The sequence below is a fragment of the Ferdinandcohnia sp. Marseille-Q9671 genome (genome assembly GCF_976954385.1).
In genome coordinates, this window is the sequence record NZ_CDRJTA010000001.1 from 1894361 (window position 1) to 1917304 (window position 22944).

The following is a 22944-nucleotide window of genomic DNA, read 5'->3' on the forward strand; positions in this document are numbered from 1 at the left end:
TCCTTGTTAAACAGATGGTGTAATCGTGTTATCCTTTGCTAGCTCTTCATCAGATTTACTAATTGCTGATAGCATATCCTCGATTTCTGGCTTCACTGGTTTGTTTTTATTCAGTAAACCGAGACCAATATACACTAACCCAGACGCAAAGATTGGTGCACCTAACTCAATATAAAGTGGCCAATCTACGACATATTTGGTTAAAGCAAACATGGCAAACCCTGCTAGAACTGAGGAAATGGCTGCCTTGGAATCACTATACTTAAAGGCAGGAATCAAACCTAATAGCATTGGAATAGAAACTGGTCCGACTAGCGCTGCAAACCAAGTGATTAATAATCCTAAAACTCCTCCAAAATTATCTGAGAAGATTCCGATAATGAGCGTTAAAAATGTGAATGTAAATGTAACAATCCTTGCTATTTTTAATGAAGTCTTTTGGTCAAGACCTTTATATTTACGTGACAACACTGGGAGAATATCTCGTGTAATAACTGCTGAAATGGTATTTGCGTCTGAGGAAGTCATCGACATAGTTGCGGCAAATAATGAAGCTAGAACAAGACCTACTAATCCTGCTGGTAAAAGTTCTTGTGTGAGTAGCGCATAGGATTGGGTTGGATCAGCAATGTTTGGCAAAATAAGTGGAGCTGCCCACATTGGGAAGAATAAAATTAACGGCCAGATAAGATAGAGGACTCCAGAGAATATGGCCGATTTCTTTGCTTCTTTTCCAGAGGGTGATGCAATGTATCGTGCTGCAAGGTTCCACGTTCCACCATTATAGCTAAAGAATACGATGAATACGTAAACTAACACATAGCCTAACGTGTATGGTTCATTGAATGGTTGACTGTTTGCCTCAGGGAGTTTATCCCAGATGCCGGTAATAGATCCCCATCCACCCATTTGACTTAACACAACAAAGAACATGACAATACCCGCTACGATTTGGATAATGAACTGTGCGAAATCTGTCCATAGATCCGCCCATATACCTCCAACGGTAATATAAATAAGAGAAACAATTCCAGATAACAAGATTCCATAAATAATTGGGATACCCGTAAATACATTAAGTAAAAGTCCAATTGCTGCCCATTTTGCACCAACGTCAAACAATTTTACAAGTACGCCGCTCCACGCGACCAATTGCTGGGTTGGTACATTGTAACGCATGGCTAGGTACTCTGTCGGTGATTCAATATCAAGTTTGGTTCTCAGCTTTGACCATCTTGGTGCAATAATATAACCACCTAAAATAACGGAAACAAAAATCGGTAGTGCCCACCATACATACAAACTAAATCCGTGTGTATACGCTAATCCAGCATACGCTACAAACACTGCGCCTGAGTATCCACCAACATGGTGCGAAATTCCGCCTAACCACCAAGGAAGCTTTCCGCCTGCCACAAAGAAATCCTTCGACCCTTGTACTTTATTAAACGACCAAAACCCAATAACAACCATTAGTAAGAAAAATGCGATTATGACTCCCCAATCTAGACCACTCATGTTTCTCCCCCTTTTTAAGTTGTAATCTTGTCAAAACCTTTGCCGACACGTGCTAATCGGCTTACTATTCCTGTTTATTTTTCCACCTCCTTTAATTAATCCTAATATATGACTAATTAATGTATAAAATACCACACTTGATTTTAATTGTAAATTAAATTTTGAAAATTTAGTATCTTGGTAAATCGATGCTATTCTTCAAAACTGAAATCTAGAGGGTAGTTATTGGATAGGTAAATAATCTTTTCGTTAATACATAAACTAAATATAGATTTTCACTAGGTCTTCCGATAAGTAATTGGGTTGTTTCACGAAAAGATACAAATTTTATTCGACAAATTTCGAACCACTCTTTTAAATTTCAACAAATATGTAACTTTTTCTCTTCCCAAACGTCTAATACATGTGTACTATTTATACAGCTAGTATTCTATGAAAAAGGTGTTGATTACGATGAGTCGAACAGAGCGCCATTCGAAACAGAAGAAACAGAAAAAGAAATGGCCAAAAGTTGTTGGGATTATTGCTCTTCTTTTAGTGTTAGCAGTCGGTGGTTATGCCGCTTATTTATATCAATCTGTTGCAAGTACGGTTGGAAAAATGCATGAGGACAGAGATGGATCTGACAAACGCGCGAATAATATTGATATTTCGAAAAAGGATCCAATTTCAATTTTGCTCATGGGTGTTGATGAACGCTCCGGAGACAGAGGTCGTTCCGATACGCTCATTTTGGTATCTGTTAATCCAAACACAAATTCCATGCAGATGCTAAGTATCCCGCGTGATACACGTGTGGAGATCATCGGTAAAGGGATTCAAGATAAAATCAATCACGCATATGCTTTTGGTGGCGTGGACATGACGATAGATACGGTTGAGAACTTTTTAGATGTTCCCGTCGACTATTACGTGAGAGTGAACATGGAAGGACTTCAACAAATCGTAGATGCACTTGGTGGTGTCCAGGTTAACAATGAATTTGCTTTCTCTTATGATGGAGCTAATTTCGCAGAAGGTACACAAACGTTAAATGGGAAACAAGCACTCGCTTATGCTCGTATGCGTTATGATGATCCTCGTGGAGATTTCGGTAGACAGGATCGTCAAAAGCAGGTTATCCAAGGAATTATTGACAAAGGTGCAAGCTTTTCTACTGTCACAAAAGTGGATGATATTTTGGGCGCACTTGGAACGAATGTAAAAACAGATATTTCCTTTGATGAGATGAAGACAATTCAATCTAATTATAAAAACGCACGTCACAACATTGAACAATTTAGCATCAATGGTGTTGGGCAAACATTAGATAAATGGTACTACATTGTGTCAGAAGAAGAACGCTTGGCAGTTTCTTCTAGACTCAAGCAGCATCTGGAAATAAAATAGGTACAAAAGAAGCAACCGGTTATACGCCGGTTGTTTTTTTACTCTTTAATTGGGGGGATTACGATAATGCAATTACAGTTGAAATCGAATTACTCAAATAATCAAGACCTTCGAGAAAAACTTTATCCGTTATTTGATAAGGTTTTTGGAATCGAAGTCGATACATTCAAGGACTTTTACGCAAGAGGATTTTGGGATCCAACGTACACACCCTTTACCTTTTTTGAAGTTGAGAAAGCCGTCGCAAATGTATCAATGTTTGAAATGCCGATGATGATTCATGGAAAAATGCAAACAGTAGCTGGAATTCAATCTGTTATGACTCATCCCGATTATCGTGGAAAAGGATTGATGAAATCCTTGTTTCAACAAACACTTGAACACATTGACAACCATTTTGAACTTTCATTTTTACTAACATCAAACCCAAAGCTATATGAAAAGTATGGGTTTCGAGTTTTGAGAGAACATTATTTTGTGCAAAAACTTAGTCTTCCAAAACAGTACCACAATCCTTTAGTACCTCTAGATGTTTTTAACAGCAGTGACGCAGAAACCATACAAAGCCTTTTTAAAAAGAATGTCCCAAGTTCTCAACTGTTTTATCCATTGGCATATGAATCATCTTTCTACCTTAACATGTATAACCCAACCCTACATAAAATGGTGCATTACTCACCTGATTTGAATGTACTACTTATTTTCAGAGTGAATGAAGGAATCTGTGAGCTGTATGATATCGTTGGACCAACAATGCCAACACTTAAGCAACTATGCTCGGTTATACCAGATAATTTTACAGAGCTCCATCTGTACATTAGCCCTGATTTGTTTGAGGAGAATTTCACACCGGTCGAATATGAAACATCCGATTTCCTAATGGTAAGAGGTGAGATTGATTTAGAAAACAGCCTATTCAAACTCCCAATTCCTGCAGCCTTCTAAACCGTACATGTTTCCCTCCTTTTTCCATATACTAAGTGGGACAAGGGGACAGGTTCCTTGTCCCATTCTGTGACACAGAACCTGTCCTCCGCCCAAAGGAGGTACCTATGAACAAACGCACATTATTTTTTAGTATAGTATTACTGCTTTTCATCGCTGTTGCCCCAGCTTCAGCTGCGGAAAAATCTCCATTTTTCGGTGTCAGTGCAACGGTGGTACAGGTGGAGGATGGTACATTTGAGGTAAAAACAGCAGGCAAAGAGGAAAACGAAGGGTTTGTTTTTTCACCGCGTGGCGTGAAAGGTGGAATGACTATTCTGTATCAAGTTCAGGTGAAGGGTGAAGGTGCCGTCTATTTAAATGTAGATGAGACCGATCCACGAGGCACATTTTTAGCGGAAACGGTCTCACCTGTGATTGCCTTGCATGATTCATGGCGGACCATCCAGCTAGAGGTGGAACTCCAGGAGACCACCTCTCAAATTGACGCGATGGTGCTCACTAATAAAGCCGAGAAAACAAAATTCATGTTTCGTAATGTAAAAATAAGTGAAGTGGAATAAAGGATGCTATTGTTGCATCCTTTTTTCTATTTCTTTCTTTTCCAATAGTAAACCATTTCCTCTTCACCGATTAAGTTAAAATAATCCATACCCGTTTCAATCGTTGCCTCGGGGTTAATACATTCATCTGCCAAAAGCGGCCTCCACTCTTTATCACGCACATACCCATTATAGTTAATACGTTCTGCAGGTATTCTCTTCAAAAGTTCTGCCTGCTCCTCACATAAACTGCCCTCATTCGGACCAAAATCTAACCCAGGGTAATCTTGCTGCGTCGGGTCATCCTCCCAGCCGCAGATTTCACAAATATCATATGCAAATGCTTCATCTAATGTTTTAAAACCACAACACGGACATGTAAACATTATGTTTTGCTCCTTTCCTAAAAAGAGGTCTTAGTGTCAGCTGGGTCGAGGAACCTGTCCCCATGGCTCAGCATGGATTTGACAGCCTACTGGGTCACCGGACCTGTCCCCCTGTCCCACAAGTGTTTGACAGCTTGCTGGGTCACGGGACCTGTCCCCCTGTCCCACATGTTTGACAGCCTGCTGGGTCAAGGAACCTGTACCCCTGTCCCACAAGTGTTTGACAGCTTGCTGGGTCACGGGACCTGTCCCCCTGTCCCACATGTTTGACAGCCTGCTGGGTCAAGGGACCTGTCCCCCTGTCCCAAATAGTAAATTCCCTCATCCACATTAAAAGAAAGCTTGAGGTCCATTCCCCAAGCTTTCTGCTGACTGATTAGTTTAGTTTAAAGCGTTGTATTAAGGAGTTTAGTTCGCCTGCGTTTTCTTCTAGTTGTTTTGCGCTTCTAGCGACTTCTTCCATTGAGCTGCTCGATTGTTGGGCTGTTGCTGATACTTCCTCAACACCTGCTGCAGACTCTTCTGCTACAGCCGCAATTCCCTCGATCGAACCACTGATTACTTGTGTATCATCAAGCACTCCATACAATGAAGCTGACATTGTTTCAATTTGTGCGCCAATTTGTTCGATTGTCTGTTTTAAGTTATTAAAGGTTTTTCCAGTTGTTTGAATTTGAACTGTACCTTCTTCAACAGATTGATAGCCGTCATCTAATGATTGCACAACCTGCTTAGATTCTTGTTGAATATCTTTTACTATCAACGTGATTTCCGCAACCGACTTTCCAACCTGTTCGGCAAGCTTACGAACCTCGTCCGCCACAACAGCAAAGCCCTTCCCATGTTCACCCGCACGAGCTGCTTCAATTGCCGCGTTTAGTGCAAGTAGATTGGTTTGACCTGCGATTTCCTGAATCACATTCACAAGCTTTGTAATTTCATTTGTTTTATGGTCTAACCCTACAACCAGTGCGTGCGATTGCTTCATTTTTTCATTGATGCTGTTCATTTGTCCAATGGACGTTTCCATATATGCACTACCATCGTTTGTCATCTTAAGCATCCCTTGAGACTGTTCCTTAATGTCGTCCCCTTTTACAGCAACCTGCATGATTTCCTGTGAAAAATGAGACATCTTTTCAATTAAGGTAGTGGAAGATGTTGCTTGATCCTCCGCACCACGTGAAAGTTCATCCATCGTGACAGCAATTTGCTGGCTACCAGCCATAACCTCATCCGCGTACTGGGTCAATTCCTCACTCTGCCCCGTCACATTATCTGATACAACAGACATCTGCTTGACGACGCTCCTTAAATATTCATTCATATAATAAACCGAAGTAACGAGTTGACCGATTTCGTCCTTTAGCTTCGTTTTTATCGGTTCGGATTGAAGCTCACCCTTCGAAATCGCATTCATTCGATTGGCAATTTGCTTCACCGGTCTTGAAATAACCTCTGATGTGTAGATAGAAATGATAGCTCCTAACACAATCACAATTCCTGCTATAATGAGTCCCACTAGATTCGCGGATTCACCATAACTCACAACATTTTCTCCTGTTGATACAATCTGTCTTTCCTTATTATGTGCTAGATTTTCTACACGCTCCATTAAGCCACTTGCAGCAGGCTGAATATAAACCTGAAGATTGTGTTTAGCTAACTCTGCATCACCGTTATCATAAACATCTATGACATCCTTTTTAATTTGCTCTTTCCAGCTATTGCTTGCTCTTAAAAGCTCCTGTACCTCTTTGTCCTTCACATTAGCCAATTTTTTCTTCATCAGATCAAATTCCACCGAATACATGCCAAATTCCTCTTTGTAGGACTTATCTCCGTACAGAACATAACCCCTTGTCAAGGCAATACTTTGTGCAATATTGTATTTCAACGTGTCATATTCGATAAGTTCAGATAGCTCGGTAGAAGTAATCTCCTTGGTTTTATCATTCATACTTGAAACAGCTACAAAATTATATACCGATAGACCTATACAAAGTATGATGATGGCAAAAAAACTAACAGTTAGTCTCATTCTAATACTTTTCATATATATGCAACCCCCTTCTAGTAGTTAAGAAAATAAAAGAATAGAATAGAACAATCATACATTCTTCACACATAAAAATAGGCCATCACACAAGAATGGCCCGATAACGTTATACATTATTGGCAGCTAGGCTATCGTGGTACAAATTGTACGGTAGACCCTCAGCTTTGCGTCCTATCCTTTCGGAGAGTTTGCCTTTTCTTCAATTATACTAGTTTCTAAGTCCTAGTATACAAGTTATGGAGTCTTCCAACAATACTCGACATGTCATTTCTGTTACTTTTTGACTACCAAATCAAGAAGCATTTTATAAAATTCCTCTTTACTAGTTGGTAGTACCTCTGGTAATTCAAGATTCGCTTTCATACTATATTCCTCCATTCATTTCGACTCTATCTTCTCTAGTAATCTAGTATTGACATATTTTTCATAGATATACCTGATTACTAGAAAAAAAGAATAGAATGAGGATGAAGAATTGAGGATTTCAAACGTATCCCAAAATAAAAAAGATTAACCACAAAATAAGGAAGAAAAAAAGCCAGCTAGTGCTGACTTTTTATACTTAGTTATTTGATTTGTTCCAATGCCTGCTCAATCACACGCATGTTTTTGATTGTATCGGCCACAGAATACATTGGCTGCTTATTTGATAACACACACTCAGCAAAATGCTCTACCTGAAGCTTATACTGGTCACCTTGAACAGTCTCTTCACGTACACCTGCTTCCGTGCTTATTTCAATCAGTCCGTTTCCTTCTTGGTTGTCCGGACGGAAGGCACGCCCCACTAAAATAGAACCTTTTGTACCAACTACCTCATATTGAGCCTTAAACGGTTGTTCAAAGCTGCAGTCAAAGCTTGCAAGAATTCCACTTTCAAACGTAAGTGTACCCGCTGCTGTAACATCGACCTCATGGGTTGGATGGATGCTAGCTGTTGCAGTCACTTCAATTGGCTCTTCACCTGTGATCAAACGACTAGCATGAATGCAATAGCAGCCCACATCATACAATACCCCGCCACCAAGATGCTTCTGGAGTTTAATGCTATCAGGATTCATTGCATGGGGGAAGGAAAAAGTGGAACGAATTAGCTTTACATCTCCGATTTCCCCTGCTGAGATGATTTCCTTCACTCGAGTATGCTGTGGATGGAATTGATACATAAACCCTTCCATAAAGGTAACATTTTGTTCTGCAAACACCTTTTCCATTTCTTCAACTTCTTGAGAATTCAACGCTGCTGGCTTTTCACAAAGTACATGTTTGCCGTGCTTCGCAGCTTCGATTGCCCATTTTTTATGTAGTTGATTTGGAAGTGGAATGTAGACTGCATCAACTTCCGGATCCTGTAGTAGTTCTGTATATGTATCATAATACTTTTCGATTCCATGTTCTGCTGCAAAGCCTTCAGCTTTCCCGCTCTCACTCGCAACTGCCACGACTTCTACATTATGCGCTCTTTCCATTGAGGGCAGTAACGTAGTTCGCGCAATTTTTGCCGTACTTAATATACCAAAACGAATTTTTGTCATATTTGTTCCTCCTATTTATCTATTACTCTATTTTCTCATAAGTTCGATTTTTAGGAAAGGGCTTACATTTTGAGGGTTAAAAATAGGGGCTATTTCTGTAGCGAGAAAAAATGGGGATAATCCCCAAAAGTACTTACGCAGATTGACATTCTTTCAGTCTACCAATTAGATCACGCATGACCTCTTCGGTTGTAAGAGAAGCCGTTTCTTCAACCTTTTTCTGAATATCTACCATAATTTTTAAAAGTTGTTCAGATTCTATTTGAAAACTCATACTTTTTACCTACCAATCTTATTTTCCAATTAAAATCCATTTTACACTATTCGGCAAATTTTTCAAAGGTAAGTTGTGACAAATTTGTGACAAATGTTTGAATTTATTTTATATTGCAAGAGCTTTTTTCCATAAAAAAACAACCCTGATCGGATTGTTTTTTCACGTTTATATCACCCAAGTCCAGGTTGGCTTTCGTCGACAAGCTCTTTATACTTTTTCACTTCATCTAACAAGTACTTCTCAAGCTCCTTGTACTTAGTAGAAATACTATTTGCAGACACACCATACTCTTCGGCAAGCTCTTGTTGAGTTGAAGTGCCTTCGTATGGATAAATTTCTTCCACTAGATAAACCAACGCAGCTTCGTAAATACCTGTTTTTAGAATACGAGGATTTTTCAGTTCACAATATTTATGCCACATAAAAATACCCATTCCAGTAATATTCTCATCATAGCCATATTCCTTCATACGAACCTGGAATAATTCAGCGACCTCTTGCTGTTTCACTGTTTTCCATTCATAATCTTGCGCTGTAACTTTTGACTTTCCAAACATAAAGACCATAAATACATTGATAAATTCAGTCGACATGAATTCAACTGGATCCTTTTTTCCACTTTCTCTATAGAGTTCGAGAATCATATTTTTCATATTATCCGCGAATTCAATAGGCAATTCGAGAAAAGTTGGGAAGAAGATCGAGTTTACCCCAGCAGGCAGTAAGGTTCCGAACACAAAATATCCTGCCTTTACTTCTGTCTCGGATTCATAAATTCTGACACTATGCTCTACATCGGTAAAGATATCCTTTACCGTCATGTAAGAACCCTGGTCAACCTCTGTTACCATATACGCAGATGGTCTCGCTGCCTTCCATCCTTGTAAAAGATCTCGAGTTCGAGGTCTGCTATATTTCGGTCCGTACGCATCCACATACTCTTCTAAAATGGTTTTCCCTTCAACTGGAACAGAGCTGATGACCCATACTCTTGAAAAGAAAGCGAACAAATCATAGACATCCTCTGGGAGCTTTTCGAAAATCTCCTCATATTCAGCCATGCTTTCTTCAAAGAATTCCTCATACATATGAAGCGCATATTGAAAAACTTCATGCTGGATATCATTTAGTTCATTTTCCACTACTTGATCTATCGAAACTACGGCATTCTTCCCGCAGCATTTCTTAAATTTTTTCCCACTGCCACATGCGCAGGGTTCGTTTCGTCCAATAACCGCCATGCAATTGATTCACCTTTCTGTCTTAACTATGCATCTATCATATCATATTATTGGCGAATTAGAGGACATGGTAGACTTTTCAGAATAGGGAAAACAGTCGTAATATAAGGATCTATTGGCGATAGGTTGGTTCTATCGACGTTAAACTCGTTCTATCCGCGTTATTTTGTTCTATCGGCGTTAATCTCGTTCTATCCGCGTTATTTTGTTTCTATCGGCGTTAATTTGTTTCTATTTCTATCGGCGATAGACGTTCAATCACACAAATAAACCGCCAAATCTATAACTTACTGTCACTAATTCAAAAATACTGTCACTATCCGAGTACTTTCTGTCACTATTTTCAAAATACTGTCACTATCCCACAACTTACTGTCACTAGCAAAAAAATCCAAAAACCCGAATGCCTCATAAAGCATTCGGGTCCACTCCCTTATGATACCGGAATCCTCAACGTTTGACCTATACTGAGGATGTCTGAGGTTAGGTTGTTTTCTGACTTAATGGTAGCGACTGTTATGTTATAGCGTGCGGCGATGCCATACAAGGTATCACCCGAGACTACCGTGTAGGTCACAACATTAGTCGGTACTTTTAACGTTTGCCCCACATAGATCATATCTGATGTAAGGTTGTTGGCACTTTTAATTGCTGTTACGGTTGTACCATTTTTCGAAGCAATCCTAGACAGACTATCTCCAGCGACTACCGAGTAATTGATCGTATACACCGGCGCTGTAGTCGTTTGAGTTGGTGGTGGAGTTGGCTGCGTTGTACCACCTGACGAAACGGCTTCTTCTGTCGGGATTCGTAACACCTGCCCTATAGAGAGTGAATCTGATGTTAGGTTATTTGCTTCACGAACCGCACTCACCGTTGTGTCATTTCCATTTGCAATCCCCCAAAGTGTATCGCCGGAAGCCACCGTGTACGTTTTATAATTTTGAACCGGTGCCGTGTAGGCTGGTGAAACAACTGGAACTGTATTTGGCAAGGTGGTTGTGTAGCTGTTCCACACGTCTTTGTTTTCTTGTCCAAGACTCCAGTTTCCGACACCACGAATATTGTATTTGCCAACAAGCTCCAGCTTATGACGAATCGACTCTGCGTTTTCATACCAAATCGTATATGTTCCTGGTGCAAGAGCTTTCCCGCTCACAATTGTTACCGGGTCTCCTGCTTTAATGGTGATCGTCGCTTTTGGTGTTTTACTCACTTCATCGAATACGACGGTTCCATTGTACCGATTAATCAGCGTTTCTACTTGAGTATTGGAAATTCCATGACCACCATAGCTTTGTCCTTCCATCCAATAACGACCAAAATGAGCAATCCCGAGGACAATCTTATCTGGAGCGACATCTTGTGCAAGTGCATACTGAATTGATTTTTCAACCCACGAATAGCTTGCGACAGAGCCAGGGGCGCCACCTTCGTAGCTCTCGTCATATGCCATTATCATAAGGTAATCTGCATATTTGGCAAGGTTTGCGTAGTCATAGGACCCATGCCATCCTTTTGTCCAACCATTTGGATTTGCTGCAACCGCAACAGATACTTCCTTTGTTGGAGGAATTTTTTCACGTAGTAACCGCACAAATTCAGTATAATCTGCTTGGTCAACATCGCTTACATTTTCAATATCAACATTCACTCCATCAAGATTGTAGCGAGCGATTGCATCAGCGATTTGCTGGGCAGCAAGCTCTTTGTTTTGTAGCATCGCACGACCCACTTCACGGTTCCAATGATTACTTAAAAATGGAACAACGCGGATTCCTTGTCGATGCATCGTTTCTACAAAGTTCGGATCAACCTGGTAGGTTAGCTTTAACGTCCCATCGGCATTAATATCAAAATAGCTTGGTGAAACGATATTGACGGCATGTCCTGTTCCATTGACTGTGTTCACATATTCCTTCGTATTTCCAAAATACATGTACCCTAGATTGATGACCTCACTCGCCGTAATCGGCAGACGCAGCGTTTGATTCGGCTGAATTACGTCACTTGATAAATTATTAAGTGACATCAATGAATCCACGGTCGTGTTATAGCGTTTAGCCACCGCATATAAGGAATCACCTGCCGACACTGTGTACGTACTTAGGGATACATTCGTCACTTCACTCGTATTACCAGCAACATCCGTTTGTGTTACCGATGCCGAAGCTACCTTCGAAACTTGGTCGATATACATATCGACAGAATAAAAACCATTCTTGTCGGCCTTTGCCACACGTGTTACAAGCACATTTTTACCAGCATCAAAAAGAGAAACTTCAATTGTAGCGTTCGCTTCCGCCGTTCCAATTACCGTATAAATGTATTGTAGATTTTCATAACGGAACCCGTTCTTCGTTGCAACCGCATGTTCAACGACCGTATCCTTCACAATCGTTGTTGCTTCAGCAATGCTTCGATTTCCGGCTCGGTCGATTTGCCTTGCTTCAAATGTAAGTGGTCCGTCCTTCAAGCCTGTTAGATCAAAGTTTGCAGTGAAGGTGCCATTTGTGACAAGCGCAGTCCGTACGACTGTCGTTACCCCATCGCTGACGACCATTTCCACAGTCGCCCCTTCCTCAACACTTGACCCTGTTATTGTAAAATTGTTCTGATTGGTCTGATTCACAAAGTCTGGTTGATTTGTCACGACTCCAACGGGTGCACTCGTATCCTTTTCAATCGTAGATAGATGGGCTTGGCCAGTATTTCCAGCATTATCAGTCGCCCTAAATGTGGCGGTAAGCTCCCCATCACGTAGCGTACTTACGTCGAAAATCTCCTCAAACAGCCCGTCTTCATCTGTTTCAACGGTTTTCGTTATACTGTTGACACCATCACTTATTTCAATCGCAACTTTACTATGTGGCTCAACAATTCCACGAACCGGGTACACCAAGGCATTGTCTGTAAAAATCGGAAGCAATGTTTCTAGTTCAAATTCAGAAGGACCCACTGTATCCTTAACCAACGTTTTCGTCACAGCCTGGCTCACATTTCCCGCTGAGTCAGTCTGTGTTAACTCAAAGGAAAGGTCCCCATCTGTGAAATCTGTAAGATCAACTGGAATACTGTAGTCTCCATATTCATTTGCTGTCCCCGTTACTACCTGTTCCTGTCCAGCCTCATTCACAATCCTGATTGTGAGGTTTGTGTTTGCTTCCGCTTTTCCTCGCAATTCATAACTATCTTGATTTCCATTAGTGATAAATTCATTGCTTGTAAAAATAGGAGCCGTTGGTGCCTCTGTATCCTTATCAACCGAGATATTTGTGACATGACTTGAGATCCCAGAAGCGCTTGTTTGGAACGCCGTAATGGTTATACTCGTATCAACTAACCTACTCACATCTACTGCAATACTGTATTCACCGTTTTCATTTGCAGTTGTCGAGGTGAGGATATCAGGGTTGACCCCATCTGACACGGTAATATCAACGGTTGCCCCAGGTTGAGCTTTCCCAGAAATATGGTAGTTTTCAGCGGATTGACTGTTAATGATAGCATTATTGTTAATCACAGGTGGTGCTAGGGTTGTATCCTTAATGATTGTCGCCACTTCCACACCGCTTCGATTCCCGCTCTTATCGATGGCGGTTGCCGATACAAAAATTTCGCCGTCATTTAGTGGACGGAGGTCAACGCTCGTTCTGAACTCTCCTCTTTCGTCCGCAACTGCCTCCACCGTTATGTCAGGATTTACTCCATCTGACAACACAAGTTGGACAGTTGAACCAGGGTCAGCCATCCCTATTAACGTGTACCCATTCGCATTATCCAATGAAATTGTCTCCTGCGTACCAAGAACAGGTTCAGCTATAAACGTATCCTTTGTCACTACTATTTGAACTGGTTGAGAGCTATTTTTTACTTCATCCGTGCTTGTAGTGGTGATTGTAATCTCACCATCGTTCAGACCAGTTAGATCCAACACACCTTTGAAGTCACCATTTTCATCAGCAGGTAGATTGGTTTCAACTGCTGGATGAACTCCATCATTCACACGTATCGTAATCGTTGCATGCGGTTCAGCGGTTCCAATTAGCGTGTACTCTGATACATTTTGACTCGTAATATCATGGAACTCTTGAAAAACGGGTGCGATTACTGTTGTATCTTTTTTCACAGTGAGCTTTGTTGTGCCACTTTCATTTCCAGATGAATCAATGGCTTTTGTTGTAAAAGAAATCGGTCCATCACGTAAAGCACTTACGTTAAGAAATGTGCTGAATTCCCCTTTTTCATTCGCGAGTACTTCTTTCGTAATTGGTGGATTCACGCCATCCGAAAAAGTAATCACAACTCTTGAAGCCGGCTCAGCTGTACCTTTGATTGGGTATGCTTTCGCAAACTGGCTATTAATAACCTGCGTATTGATTAAGGTTGGCGCATCTGTCCTTGTGTCTTTTTTCATGATTTGAGTTGTTGGGGCGCTTGTGTTTCCCGCTTCGTCTGTTGCTGTTGCGGTTACCTTTAATGCACCATCATGCAGGGACGATACATCCACTCTCGTATTAAAAGCACCACTTCTGTCAGCCGTTACTTGGATGGTTTGAGATTGATTTGCCTCATCAACAAGAGTAAGTGTGACATGCGCATTCGCTTCTGTTGTACCGGACACCGTTAGATTCGACTGGTTGGCTGTTGATACCAAAGGAATCTGTAGTAGTGTTGGAGCAACAGGTGCTGTCGTGTCCGCAGGAGGTGTTAAAGGTTGTGATGGCACCTCCTCAGCTGGTGGTGGTGTCATCGTTTCCTCAACCGGTGGAGGTAGCGTTGCCGCTGTTCCACCTGACTGTGTTGGAATTGTAAGCACTTGACCAATCACAAGATTTGATGGTGTTACATTATTATTGGCCACTTGAAGCGCGTCAACCGTTGTATGAAATCGTTGGGCAATGCTATAAAGCGTATCACCCGCTGCAACTGTATAGGAACCTTGTGCCGGAGCTGCCTCAACAGGTTCCGGAACTGGTTCCGGTGGAGGTGTCACTGGTACCGGAGCAGGTGGTGGTGGCTGGATTTGTCCTGTTTCGCCAGATCCACTTCCCGGCACCTTTAACACCTGTCCAACGCTGAGTGTATTTGTGGTCATGTTGTTAAGTGACTTTATTTGATCGACAGAGGTTGAAAAGCGGTTCGCAATTCCATATAACGTATCACCCGCTACCACTGTATAAGTTGACGTTTCCTGAACCGGTGTAGGTACTGGTGTTGGCGTTGTCTCCTTTGCAGGCTCTGTTGTTCCAACTGGTTGAGTCTGTGGAATCCGCAATGTTTGGCCAATCATGAGCATGTCTGTTTTTAATTGGTTACTGTTACGGATTTGATCAACAGTTGTGTTAAACCGTTTTGCGATGCTATAGAGCGTATCCCCCGAGCTTACCATATAGGTAACAAACGGAAGACGGAGCTGTTGTCCTATATAAAGCGTATTTGACGTTAGTCCATTGACCTGCTTTAATGAATCGACCGATATATTGTAGCGTTTTGCAATGCTGTACAAGGTATCGCCCGCTTTTACGGTATACGTATCATACGCAGATTGAGTTTGACCACTGACTGCCTGCGCCCCGACATTTGGAGCTGCTACTCCTAAATAAAAGGTAGTGAGGAGAACGGAACCCGCGATGATTTTAGCCGCCTTAATCGGTAGGTGAGGAAACTTTTCTCTCACAAGCTCTCGGACTTGGTGGTTCATGTCCCTTTTTGGCTTTGAAGGACGTCCATTTAACTCTGATGCAAACTCCGTCATTTCTTGCTCCACATAGACCACTAATGTATAGTCAGTTTCATTTTTTACTAGTTCATATTTTCGTATTTCCAAATAGAACACCTCGTTTATCCATTCCTATCTTGTCTTAGTTTCTCAAGTTCCTATTTATTCATTCCTATTTTTAGATAAGATGGTAGTAGGAGGTTTTGCAATGCTACATCATGTTGAGATTTATGTATCGAGTTTAGAGAGGTCGAAGAAGTTTTGGGGTTGGCTGTTGGGAGAATTAGAGTACAAGGTGTATCAAGAGTGGGATGCCGGGATTAGCTATAAATATGGTAAAACCTATCTTGTGTTTGTCCAGGTAGAGGATCGGTTCGCGGATGTTCCTTATCATCGCTGCCGAGTCGGCTTAAACCACTTGGCGTTTCATGCGAAGTCTAGAGATCATGTAGATGAGTTGACCGAAAAACTAACCGAAAAAGGAGTTCACATCCTTTATGCTGATAAATCACCATATGCGGGTGGCCCAGGCTATTACGCTGTCTATTTTGAGGATCCTGATCGGATAAAGGTGGAATTGGTAGCTCCTGAATAAACATTGTGGCCTAAACATCGCTTAATGAACAGAATCACTCAGGCTTATTTTTACCCGCAATTCAAAAAGGCTTAGAGAAACGTACACTCTAAGCCTTCACTAAACAAATCAACTATTCGTTATTTTGTCTGCTCTTCTCACACTGAAATATGAGACCATTAAGGATAAAACAACAAACACGACCCAGTAACTATTGTTCTTTGTGGCTAGGACAATAGCAATACCTACTAACATCAAGGACATGATAAAGCCAATAACCGCCTTTACATCTTTTAATACAGGAAAATTCATTCTTTACCTCCATACTTATATTTACAATCCGTGACACAAATCCGTTCAACTATTCAGATTCCTCACTGAGATAATACTTTTTAAAAAAGTCTGAATACACACTAGTACTATCTTAACATAAATAATTGATTGTTTTCTTATTCTTATATAAAGAAGGAAAAACACAAACTTGCGATACCTTCTTTTATCTTTTAAATTACCTTGTGGCAACTACCCACAAAATTAAAAAAACGCTGTGATTCCCAAACTGCGAAAACCATAGCGTTCTTCCTGTTCCTTCGTGTGTGATTACGATATATTCTTCTTAGATTCGTATGGTGGTTCGGCCTTTATGCTTGTTGGCAGCATTTGAATGGAGTCAATGACACTATCTAGCTTCGTTTCAATTCGATGAAGAAGATAAAATGTCACGACCACCGGAAAGCCAACCTCTTGAATAAATGGTAGCAATTGATCCACCACGATTCCTCCTTTCACCCTCACGTAATAAATAAGTAAAGCCAACTCCCATAGAGAGTTGGCCCTTTTATCAATTAAACAATTTCAACTGTTTCTACATTGCGTTCAACAACACGTGCGCCTTTTTTCGCAACAAGGTCTCCACCAGATGTGAGAAAGACATTTGCAGAAAGGATGGTATCCATTGCAGCTGATACCGCTTGTGGATCAACTGGTTCTATTGGGTTTTCAATTGAGATAGATGCTGTTTTCCCATCCTCATTCGTAAATTGCATTTCTAGTGTTTTAGCCATTTGTTAGTCCCCCTTTAAAATGTTTGTAGTGATTAGTTTGATAACATAAATGTGTCATTACGCTCGATATTCACAGTTGATAAGCTTTGAAGACTTAGGATAGCTGTAGCAACTGCATACAATCCGTCAGCTGATGCAAAAGGATCGATGTTGTTGTAATTCTTGTTTTTGTAGATTGCTTTGCCTTTGTCATCCACACCACCATCAAGTACCAAACGTAATTGTGTTGCTTGAATCGCTTGTTCTGCCATGTCCCTCACCTCCTTTACACCTATGTTATAGAGGGGTAAGGGGCAAAAAGGGGCATCGATATTAAAATTAGGCAAAAAAAATACCTCCACGAGGGAGGTCCACAAAAATATATAAACAAAGGGGGGGAATACACTATTAATCTTGTCCCTATTTACACAATCTTATACATACTAAATTCGTAGAAATGAAAAAAATAAGAATAAATGTGCCACGTCGTACTCATTTGAGCTTGTTTGAATCATTCCTCTGAGAAATCGAGGCATCCGTATCCAGCCATGGTTTAATCCCATTCAAACATTGGTATTACTGGTTCGTTCCACCAGGCTAAAAAATATGAGCCTAAATAAAGGTAGTTCCAATAATTTCTCCTATATTGTTCATACTACTCGTATATTGCTATTGTCGAGGTGTACATATGTTATCTCTGTATTTGCCAGAGTTCAATGCCGCAAATGCTTTGTTTTCGCTCTATCTCGCACTTTTTTCCTCTATTATTTGTTTTGACATGGCTCTTAATTTGGTGCCAAAATCCCAAGGGAATTTGCGAACACTATGGATCTTACTATCATCCTTAACCCTTTCCTTAGGAACTTGGACAGCCAACTTAATGGGAATTTGCGCTTTGATGGACCCAACCGCACTCAACTTCCATTCCCCACAACTGCTCTATTCCATGTTTATCATGATGGTTTCTAGCTTTATTGGGCTATGGATTATGATACAAAAAAGAGTCACTTTTTGGATTACTGGGATTATCCTCTCCCTCGGCAACATTGGGATGTATTATTGCTTAGTGGTTGGAAGTCGAATACTTTCTATCTCAATTACGAGCATATGGTTTTTACTTGGGGTATTTTGTTGCACGGCTCTTTTTATAAGAGGAAGTTATTTGTTTGGGAAAGAGACAAATGATAGCGACGATGCGAAGGATAGTATCCGAATTGGATGTGTATTTGGTATTGCGGTTATTGCCGCCCATTATATTTCCCTATGGGGATTTCAACGCACCATTACTGATCACTGGCATCATTATGTGAACCTAGGGAAAGGGATGGTACCTTTCCTAATAGTGGGAGTTTCCTTCCTACTTATTAATGTGTTTATTGGAAACCTATATCAGCAAAGGCTCCTAAAAGAACAACGTAGATTGAAGTACCAAGAGCGTTATTATCAACCACTTTATGAACTGCATCCAGATGCGATTATTATGCTTGATACAAAAGGAAATATCCTTCGGTTAAATCCGGTTGCGGAGAAGATTGGAGGTATGGAAAAGGAGAATTTAATCGGCAAACACTTTCAGGATTTCATACCGACACATGAGCAAGACATCATCAAGCAAAGATTTGAAAGCGTACTGGCAGGTGAAGTGATTGAGTATGAAATCAGTATGTATAATGCTATCGGAAAAACCATTGATATTTATGTGAAGAATATACCAATCATCGTGGATAATAAAATCCTTGGGATCTACGGGATTATTAAGGATATTACAGAGGTTAAAAAGAACATTGAAAAAATCGAATTTATGGCTTATCACGCTCCACTTACAAATCTTCCAAACCAGCGGAGACTGATTGAGGACGTGGCTACTAAAATTGAAAGTAATATTGCTTTTAGTCTACTATTGTTGGATTTGAATGAGTTTAAAAAGACAAATGACCGATACGGTCACTTAGCTGGAGATGCTGTCTTAAAAGAAGTCGCAAAGCGTTTAGTAAAAACCAGTAATGGTGGAGTCGCCTATCATATTGGAGGGGACGAGTTTGTAGTGACACTTCCATGTGCGGAAACTTACACCATACAGGAAATTGCAATTACCATTGCCAAGGAGATTTGTTTACCAATACGTTATAACAAATTCACATTAGAAGTGTATACAAGTATAGGCATTGCCAGATTTCCTTCTGACGGACATTCCATCAATGAATTATTACAGAAGGCTGACCTTGCCATGTATGCTTCAAAAGAAAAAACAGACAACGAAATCGTCTTTTACAATGAAAACTTACTTAAAAAGGTAGAAGAACGCTTTTTACTTGAACAAGATCTAAAAGATGCTCTCGAGAAGAAACAATTCCAAATATATTTCCAACCACAATTTGATCTCTCTACCGGTAAATTTAGAGGCGCAGAAGCTTTAATTCGCTGGAACCATCCAGAAAAAGGGATCTTACAACCCGCCAATTTTATTCATGTACTTGAGGAAACAGGGTTAATCGTAGATGTAGGAGAGTGGATCCTTATTGAAGTATTAAAAGCGATGCAATCCTGGATTGATGCTGGATACGACTTTCAGCGTATTTCTGTGAACATCTCTGCACAGCATTTTGAAAAACAAAATTTGCATACTTTTATTGAGGATAAAATTAAAGTACATTCGGTATGTTTACGAAACCTAGATATTGAAATCACGGAAAGTGCCTTAATTAACCTAGAAAAGTCAATTGACTCCGTAATGCAACTTAAGGATCTTGGGATTAGTATAAGTCTCGACGATTTTGGAACAGGATATAGCTCACTAAATGTCCTACGAGAACTTCCGATCGATTGCTTAAAAATTGATCGCTCTTTTATTAGAAATTTTGATAGCGATTCAAAAATATTAATTGAAATGATTCTCAATATGGCAAAAAAATTAAATGTTAAAGTTGTTGCAGAAGGCATCGAAACAAAAGAACAGCTTGATTTTCTTATTGCAGAAGGCTGTGACTTTGGGCAAGGCTATTATTTTAGCAAGCCGCTCCCTAGAGAAGAGTTTGTGGAAAAATGGTTGAAAAGGTGAATCAGGGTTAATAAGTTGACTAAAAGAAAAGGTTTGATAAAAGTTTGAGCCATCCAAAAAATGCAATCCAAAGGGGTATGCTTAATGTGGTACCCCAAACCATTCCAACCGCCAGCTGGTTCGTATTTTCTTCCATCAAACCGCCCCCTCATCTAGAATCCTTTCTTCAATTATAACGGAATAATGACAACGGTTTCAAAATAACTTCCCAACAAATTCGGTCAATATATCCACCATGAAATGACAAATGCTGAACAAAAAACAGCCCCTGTGTATTTCCAAGGCTGTCATTAAAGCCAAAGCTCTCTTTTTGAAGTTGTGATAGCAGTAGCTCCTGCCTCCAGCGCTCCTTCTACTTCCTCTCGTGTTCGTATCAAACCACCTGCGAGCACTGGAATATTCAGACGTTCCTTCACTTCACGGATCATCCAAGGCATTGCTCCTGGAAGCACCTCTATATAATCGGGTTTGTTTTTCTCAATGAGCTTGTAACTTTTTTCAAGTGCATGTGTGTCAATCAGAAACATCCTCTGAATCGCATAAACGCCTTTTTGCTTCGCTTTTTGAATCACACTTGATTTCGTTGAAATGAGTCCATATGGTCGAAACTCCTGACAGATAAATTCGGTCGCATATTCATCATTTTTTATCCCATGTATCATATCCACATGATAAATCATTTTCTTATCATACTGTTTTGCCAACTTATTAATATGTTTCAACTGTGCAATATGTATCTCAGTAAACACACCAATTTCATACTTACTTCTCAAAAAATACTCAAATTCCTTTACCGTCGTAGACGCAGGCAAAATACGCTGATCCAACCCAATCCCTCCTTCTTACACCCATTATACACCAACTAGCAGTGGGTCAGGGGGACAGGCTCCTTGTCCCAGTTTAGTACCTGGGTCAGGGGGACAGGTTCCTTGTCCCAGTTTGGCACCTGGGTCAGGGGGACAGGCTCCTTGTCCCAGTTTAGTACCTGGGTCAGGGGGACAGGTTCCTTGTCCCAGTTTGGCACCTGGGTCAGAGGGACAGGTCCCTTGTCCCAAGTTTGGCACCTGGGTTAGAGGACAGGTCCCTTGTCCCAAGTTTGGTACCTGGGTCAGGGGGACAGGCTCCTTGTCCCAGTTTAGTACCTGGGTCAGGGGGACAGGTTCACTAGCTTTGCATAGGTTCCATAAAATGTAAACACTCTGGTAAATATCTAGACAAACACAAAAAAAGCTCCTAAAGTAGAAATGTTAGATGTTTGTTCCCATAAACAAACTTTCTACAAAGGAGCCTCAAAAACAATAAGATTATGATAACTGAAGATACTGTAATTCGTCAATGTTTGTCATTATTACCTACAGAAGATTTGGCTTGTCCTATTCTAAACTACGATTCGAAAAAACTTACAATTGAAGGACTTGTTAAAGTTTTTGTAGCTGCCCAATTGGGTAAATGGGAATCTTATCCCGAATTTGATATAAAGATGGGCGCACATAAAGACCTAATGGAATACATCGGTGTAGATAGTATTAGTAGTTCACAGTTAAGTCGGAGAATTAATGAGTTAGACACCAACATACTCCAAAACCTTTTTTTCAAAGTAGTAGAAGAACTTGAATATTATACAAAAGAATTCACTGGTCTACCTCGGAACGTTGGAAAACTTCGCATCGTAGATGCGACACATATAAAACTTCCATCCGTTTTATCAAAATGGGCTTATGTAACCAAGGGCTGGACAGTTGTAAAAATGCATACACGCTTGGTTGTCGCTTCACCAGACGTACACTATCCAGATAAAATTGTTCCTTCAAACGGTAAGGTACAAGATCACGAAGGTGGAGATCTGTTAATAGAAAAATCAGATGCCACATATGTGATGGACCGTGGCTATATGGACCTCTTTCGCATGAACGAATGGATTAAGAAAGAAATTAAATTTGTTGTTCGACTAAGAGGGAAACTCGTCGAAAGAACCTTAGAAGAATATGAAGTACCCGAAGGGTCAAATATCCAAAGAGATGTTAAGGTGATTTTGGGCGAAACAGGTAAGATGAAACCAATTAGACTAGTGGAATTTCTTGATGAAGAGGGTAAAGTATACAGGCTAGCTACTACTAGATGGGATTTAAAAGCAACTGAGATTGCGGAAATTTATAAAAATCGTTGGATTATTGAACTTTTCTTTAAATGGGTTAAGCAATCCTTGCGGTTTACAAAAGTCTGGAGTACAAAGCCACAAGGAATATGGAACCAGATGTTTATAGGGATGATTGCCTATATATTAACACTTATTGTTAAGCTAAAAACAAAATCACAAAAAAGCCTAAAATTTATTCTTACAAATATTAGAACTTACTTTGATAAAACATGGGAAGTCTTTATAAACGCATTAGAATTTAAACCTAAAAAGACTTCAAAAGGTCGACAAAAGATTCCGGATAAACCAGAGGAAAAAGTATTCTATGGTAGTGTTGCGCTAATCGGTGAGAAAAAGAAACGTATTAAACGGAAAATTAAGTAATTGAAGTAAATACCAAAAAATGGGAACAAACAACAATCTTATTTAAGATTGTCGTTTTTGCTCCCGTGAGAAAAAAGAAATGTAAAAATATTACTTTTTTTCAAATTTAATACAACTACGCAAAACTAGTGGGA

The 22944-nt window shown here is 40.3% G+C and carries 18 protein-coding genes and 1 riboswitch; of the genes, 6 read left to right on the plus strand and 12 right to left on the minus strand.

All coding sequences use genetic code 11. The features are described 5' to 3' along the window. Positions 1–6 precede the first annotated feature (6 nt). Positions 7–1518 (minus strand): sodium:solute symporter family protein, encoded by a 1512-nt coding sequence (locus tag ACWNMY_RS09470; RefSeq protein ID WP_449537980.1) that lies wholly within the window; start codon positions 1516–1518, stop codon positions 7–9. Between the two features lie 453 nt (positions 1519–1971). On the opposite strand from ACWNMY_RS09470, the gene ACWNMY_RS09475 reads away from it, so the two are divergent. From ACWNMY_RS09475 to ACWNMY_RS09485, 3 genes are all read left to right on the plus strand, one after another. Continuing rightward, positions 1972–2907 (plus strand): LCP family glycopolymer transferase, encoded by a 936-nt coding sequence (locus ACWNMY_RS09475; protein WP_449537981.1) that lies wholly within the window; start codon positions 1972–1974, stop codon positions 2905–2907. A gap of 66 nt (positions 2908–2973) precedes the next feature. After that, entirely contained in the window at positions 2974–3852 is an 879-nt protein-coding gene (locus tag ACWNMY_RS09480) for a GNAT family N-acetyltransferase (protein WP_449537982.1), read from the plus strand. 107 nt (positions 3853–3959) lie between these two features. After that, the gene (locus tag ACWNMY_RS09485) at positions 3960–4415 is read left to right on the plus strand and encodes a hypothetical protein (protein WP_449537983.1); all 456 of its coding nucleotides are present in this window, start codon (positions 3960–3962) and stop codon (positions 4413–4415) included. Between the two features lie 26 nt (positions 4416–4441). Here the strand turns inward: ACWNMY_RS09485 and ACWNMY_RS09490 are convergent, their stop codons facing one another. The 6 genes from ACWNMY_RS09490 to ACWNMY_RS09515 all read right to left on the minus strand — a co-directional run bounded on the left by ACWNMY_RS09490 (position 4442) and on the right by ACWNMY_RS09515 (position 15722). Next, positions 4442–4780, minus strand: a complete 339-nt coding sequence (locus ACWNMY_RS09490; protein WP_449537984.1) for a CPCC family cysteine-rich protein — start codon at positions 4778–4780, stop codon at positions 4442–4444. 376 nt (positions 4781–5156) lie between these two features. Then, the gene (locus ACWNMY_RS09495) at positions 5157–6836 is read right to left on the minus strand and encodes a methyl-accepting chemotaxis protein (protein WP_449537985.1); all 1680 of its coding nucleotides are present in this window, start codon (positions 6834–6836) and stop codon (positions 5157–5159) included. A gap of 118 nt (positions 6837–6954) precedes the next feature. Continuing rightward, a riboswitch (cyclic di-GMP riboswitch) is annotated at positions 6955–7042 on the minus strand. A gap of 363 nt (positions 7043–7405) precedes the next feature. Beyond that, complete coding sequence (locus tag ACWNMY_RS09500) at positions 7406–8374, minus strand: Gfo/Idh/MocA family protein (RefSeq protein WP_449537986.1); 969 nt, start codon at positions 8372–8374, stop codon at positions 7406–7408. Between the two features lie 133 nt (positions 8375–8507). Beyond that, positions 8508–8648 carry a hypothetical protein gene (locus ACWNMY_RS09505; protein WP_449537987.1) on the minus strand — a complete coding sequence of 47 codons (141 nt, stop codon included), beginning with the start codon at positions 8646–8648 and terminating at the stop codon, positions 8508–8510. 173 nt (positions 8649–8821) lie between these two features. Then, complete coding sequence (locus ACWNMY_RS09510) at positions 8822–9892, minus strand: SEC-C metal-binding domain-containing protein (protein WP_449537988.1); 1071 nt, start codon at positions 9890–9892, stop codon at positions 8822–8824. Between the two features lie 433 nt (positions 9893–10325). Then, complete coding sequence (locus ACWNMY_RS09515) at positions 10326–15722, minus strand: LysM peptidoglycan-binding domain-containing protein (RefSeq protein ID WP_449537989.1); 5397 nt, start codon at positions 15720–15722, stop codon at positions 10326–10328. A 100-nt stretch (positions 15723–15822) separates the two neighbouring features. Between ACWNMY_RS09515 and ACWNMY_RS09520 the strand changes: the two genes are divergently transcribed. After that, entirely contained in the window at positions 15823–16209 is a 387-nt protein-coding gene (locus ACWNMY_RS09520) for a VOC family protein (protein WP_449537990.1), read from the plus strand. Positions 16210–16317: 108 nt separating this feature from the next. Here ACWNMY_RS09520 and ACWNMY_RS09525 read toward each other — a convergent pair whose 3' ends face one another. From ACWNMY_RS09525 to ACWNMY_RS09540, 4 genes are all read right to left on the minus strand, one after another. Further along, positions 16318–16500, minus strand: coding sequence for a hypothetical protein (locus ACWNMY_RS09525; RefSeq protein ID WP_449537991.1), 183 nt, complete (start codon positions 16498–16500; stop codon positions 16318–16320). 288 nt (positions 16501–16788) lie between these two features. Then, the gene (locus ACWNMY_RS09530) at positions 16789–16959 is read right to left on the minus strand and encodes a YvrJ family protein (protein WP_449537992.1); all 171 of its coding nucleotides are present in this window, start codon (positions 16957–16959) and stop codon (positions 16789–16791) included. A 74-nt stretch (positions 16960–17033) separates the two neighbouring features. Next, a complete protein-coding gene (locus ACWNMY_RS09535; RefSeq protein WP_449537993.1) occupies positions 17034–17252 on the minus strand; it encodes a DUF2922 domain-containing protein in 219 nt (72 codons plus the stop codon). Between the two features lie 32 nt (positions 17253–17284). After that, positions 17285–17503, minus strand: a complete 219-nt coding sequence (locus ACWNMY_RS09540) for a DUF1659 domain-containing protein (protein ID WP_449537994.1) — start codon at positions 17501–17503, stop codon at positions 17285–17287. A gap of 890 nt (positions 17504–18393) precedes the next feature. Between ACWNMY_RS09540 and ACWNMY_RS09545 the strand changes: the two genes are divergently transcribed. Then, on the plus strand, positions 18394–20289 hold the full coding sequence (locus ACWNMY_RS09545; RefSeq protein WP_449537995.1) for a putative bifunctional diguanylate cyclase/phosphodiesterase: 1896 nt from the start codon (positions 18394–18396) through the stop codon (positions 20287–20289). A 290-nt stretch (positions 20290–20579) separates the two neighbouring features. Here ACWNMY_RS09545 and ACWNMY_RS09550 read toward each other — a convergent pair whose 3' ends face one another. Further along, positions 20580–21116, minus strand: coding sequence for a glycerol-3-phosphate responsive antiterminator (locus ACWNMY_RS09550; RefSeq protein WP_449537996.1), 537 nt, complete (start codon positions 21114–21116; stop codon positions 20580–20582). A 479-nt stretch (positions 21117–21595) separates the two neighbouring features. Between ACWNMY_RS09550 and ACWNMY_RS09555 the strand changes: the two genes are divergently transcribed. After that, positions 21596–22810, plus strand: coding sequence for an IS4 family transposase (locus ACWNMY_RS09555; RefSeq protein ID WP_449537911.1), 1215 nt, complete (start codon positions 21596–21598; stop codon positions 22808–22810). The last annotated feature ends 134 nt before the right edge of the window (positions 22811–22944 follow it).

Excerpts from the sequence above, each read along its gene's own strand:
- ACWNMY_RS09470 (WP_449537980.1), bottom strand. The coding sequence starts at position 1,518 with ATGAGTGGTCTAGATTGGGGAGTCATAATCGCATTTTTCTTACTAATG.
- ACWNMY_RS09475 (WP_449537981.1), top strand. The coding sequence starts at position 1,972 with ATGAGTCGAACAGAGCGCCATTCGAAACAGAAGAAACAGAAAAAGAAA.
- ACWNMY_RS09480 (WP_449537982.1), top strand. The coding sequence starts at position 2,974 with ATGCAATTACAGTTGAAATCGAATTACTCAAATAATCAAGACCTTCGA.
- ACWNMY_RS09485 (WP_449537983.1), top strand. The coding sequence starts at position 3,960 with ATGAACAAACGCACATTATTTTTTAGTATAGTATTACTGCTTTTCATC.
- ACWNMY_RS09490 (WP_449537984.1), bottom strand. The coding sequence starts at position 4,780 with ATGTTTACATGTCCGTGTTGTGGTTTTAAAACATTAGATGAAGCATTT.
- ACWNMY_RS09495 (WP_449537985.1), bottom strand. The coding sequence starts at position 6,836 with ATGAAAAGTATTAGAATGAGACTAACTGTTAGTTTTTTTGCCATCATC.
- ACWNMY_RS09500 (WP_449537986.1), bottom strand. The coding sequence starts at position 8,374 with ATGACAAAAATTCGTTTTGGTATATTAAGTACGGCAAAAATTGCGCGA.
- ACWNMY_RS09505 (WP_449537987.1), bottom strand. The coding sequence starts at position 8,648 with ATGAGTTTTCAAATAGAATCTGAACAACTTTTAAAAATTATGGTAGAT.
- ACWNMY_RS09510 (WP_449537988.1), bottom strand. The coding sequence starts at position 9,892 with ATGGCGGTTATTGGACGAAACGAACCCTGCGCATGTGGCAGTGGGAAA.
- ACWNMY_RS09520 (WP_449537990.1), top strand. The coding sequence starts at position 15,823 with ATGCTACATCATGTTGAGATTTATGTATCGAGTTTAGAGAGGTCGAAG.
- ACWNMY_RS09525 (WP_449537991.1), bottom strand. The coding sequence starts at position 16,500 with ATGAATTTTCCTGTATTAAAAGATGTAAAGGCGGTTATTGGCTTTATC.
- ACWNMY_RS09535 (WP_449537993.1), bottom strand. The coding sequence starts at position 17,252 with ATGGCTAAAACACTAGAAATGCAATTTACGAATGAGGATGGGAAAACA.
- ACWNMY_RS09540 (WP_449537994.1), bottom strand. The coding sequence starts at position 17,503 with ATGGCAGAACAAGCGATTCAAGCAACACAATTACGTTTGGTACTTGAT.
- ACWNMY_RS09555 (WP_449537911.1), top strand. The coding sequence starts at position 21,596 with ATGATAACTGAAGATACTGTAATTCGTCAATGTTTGTCATTATTACCT.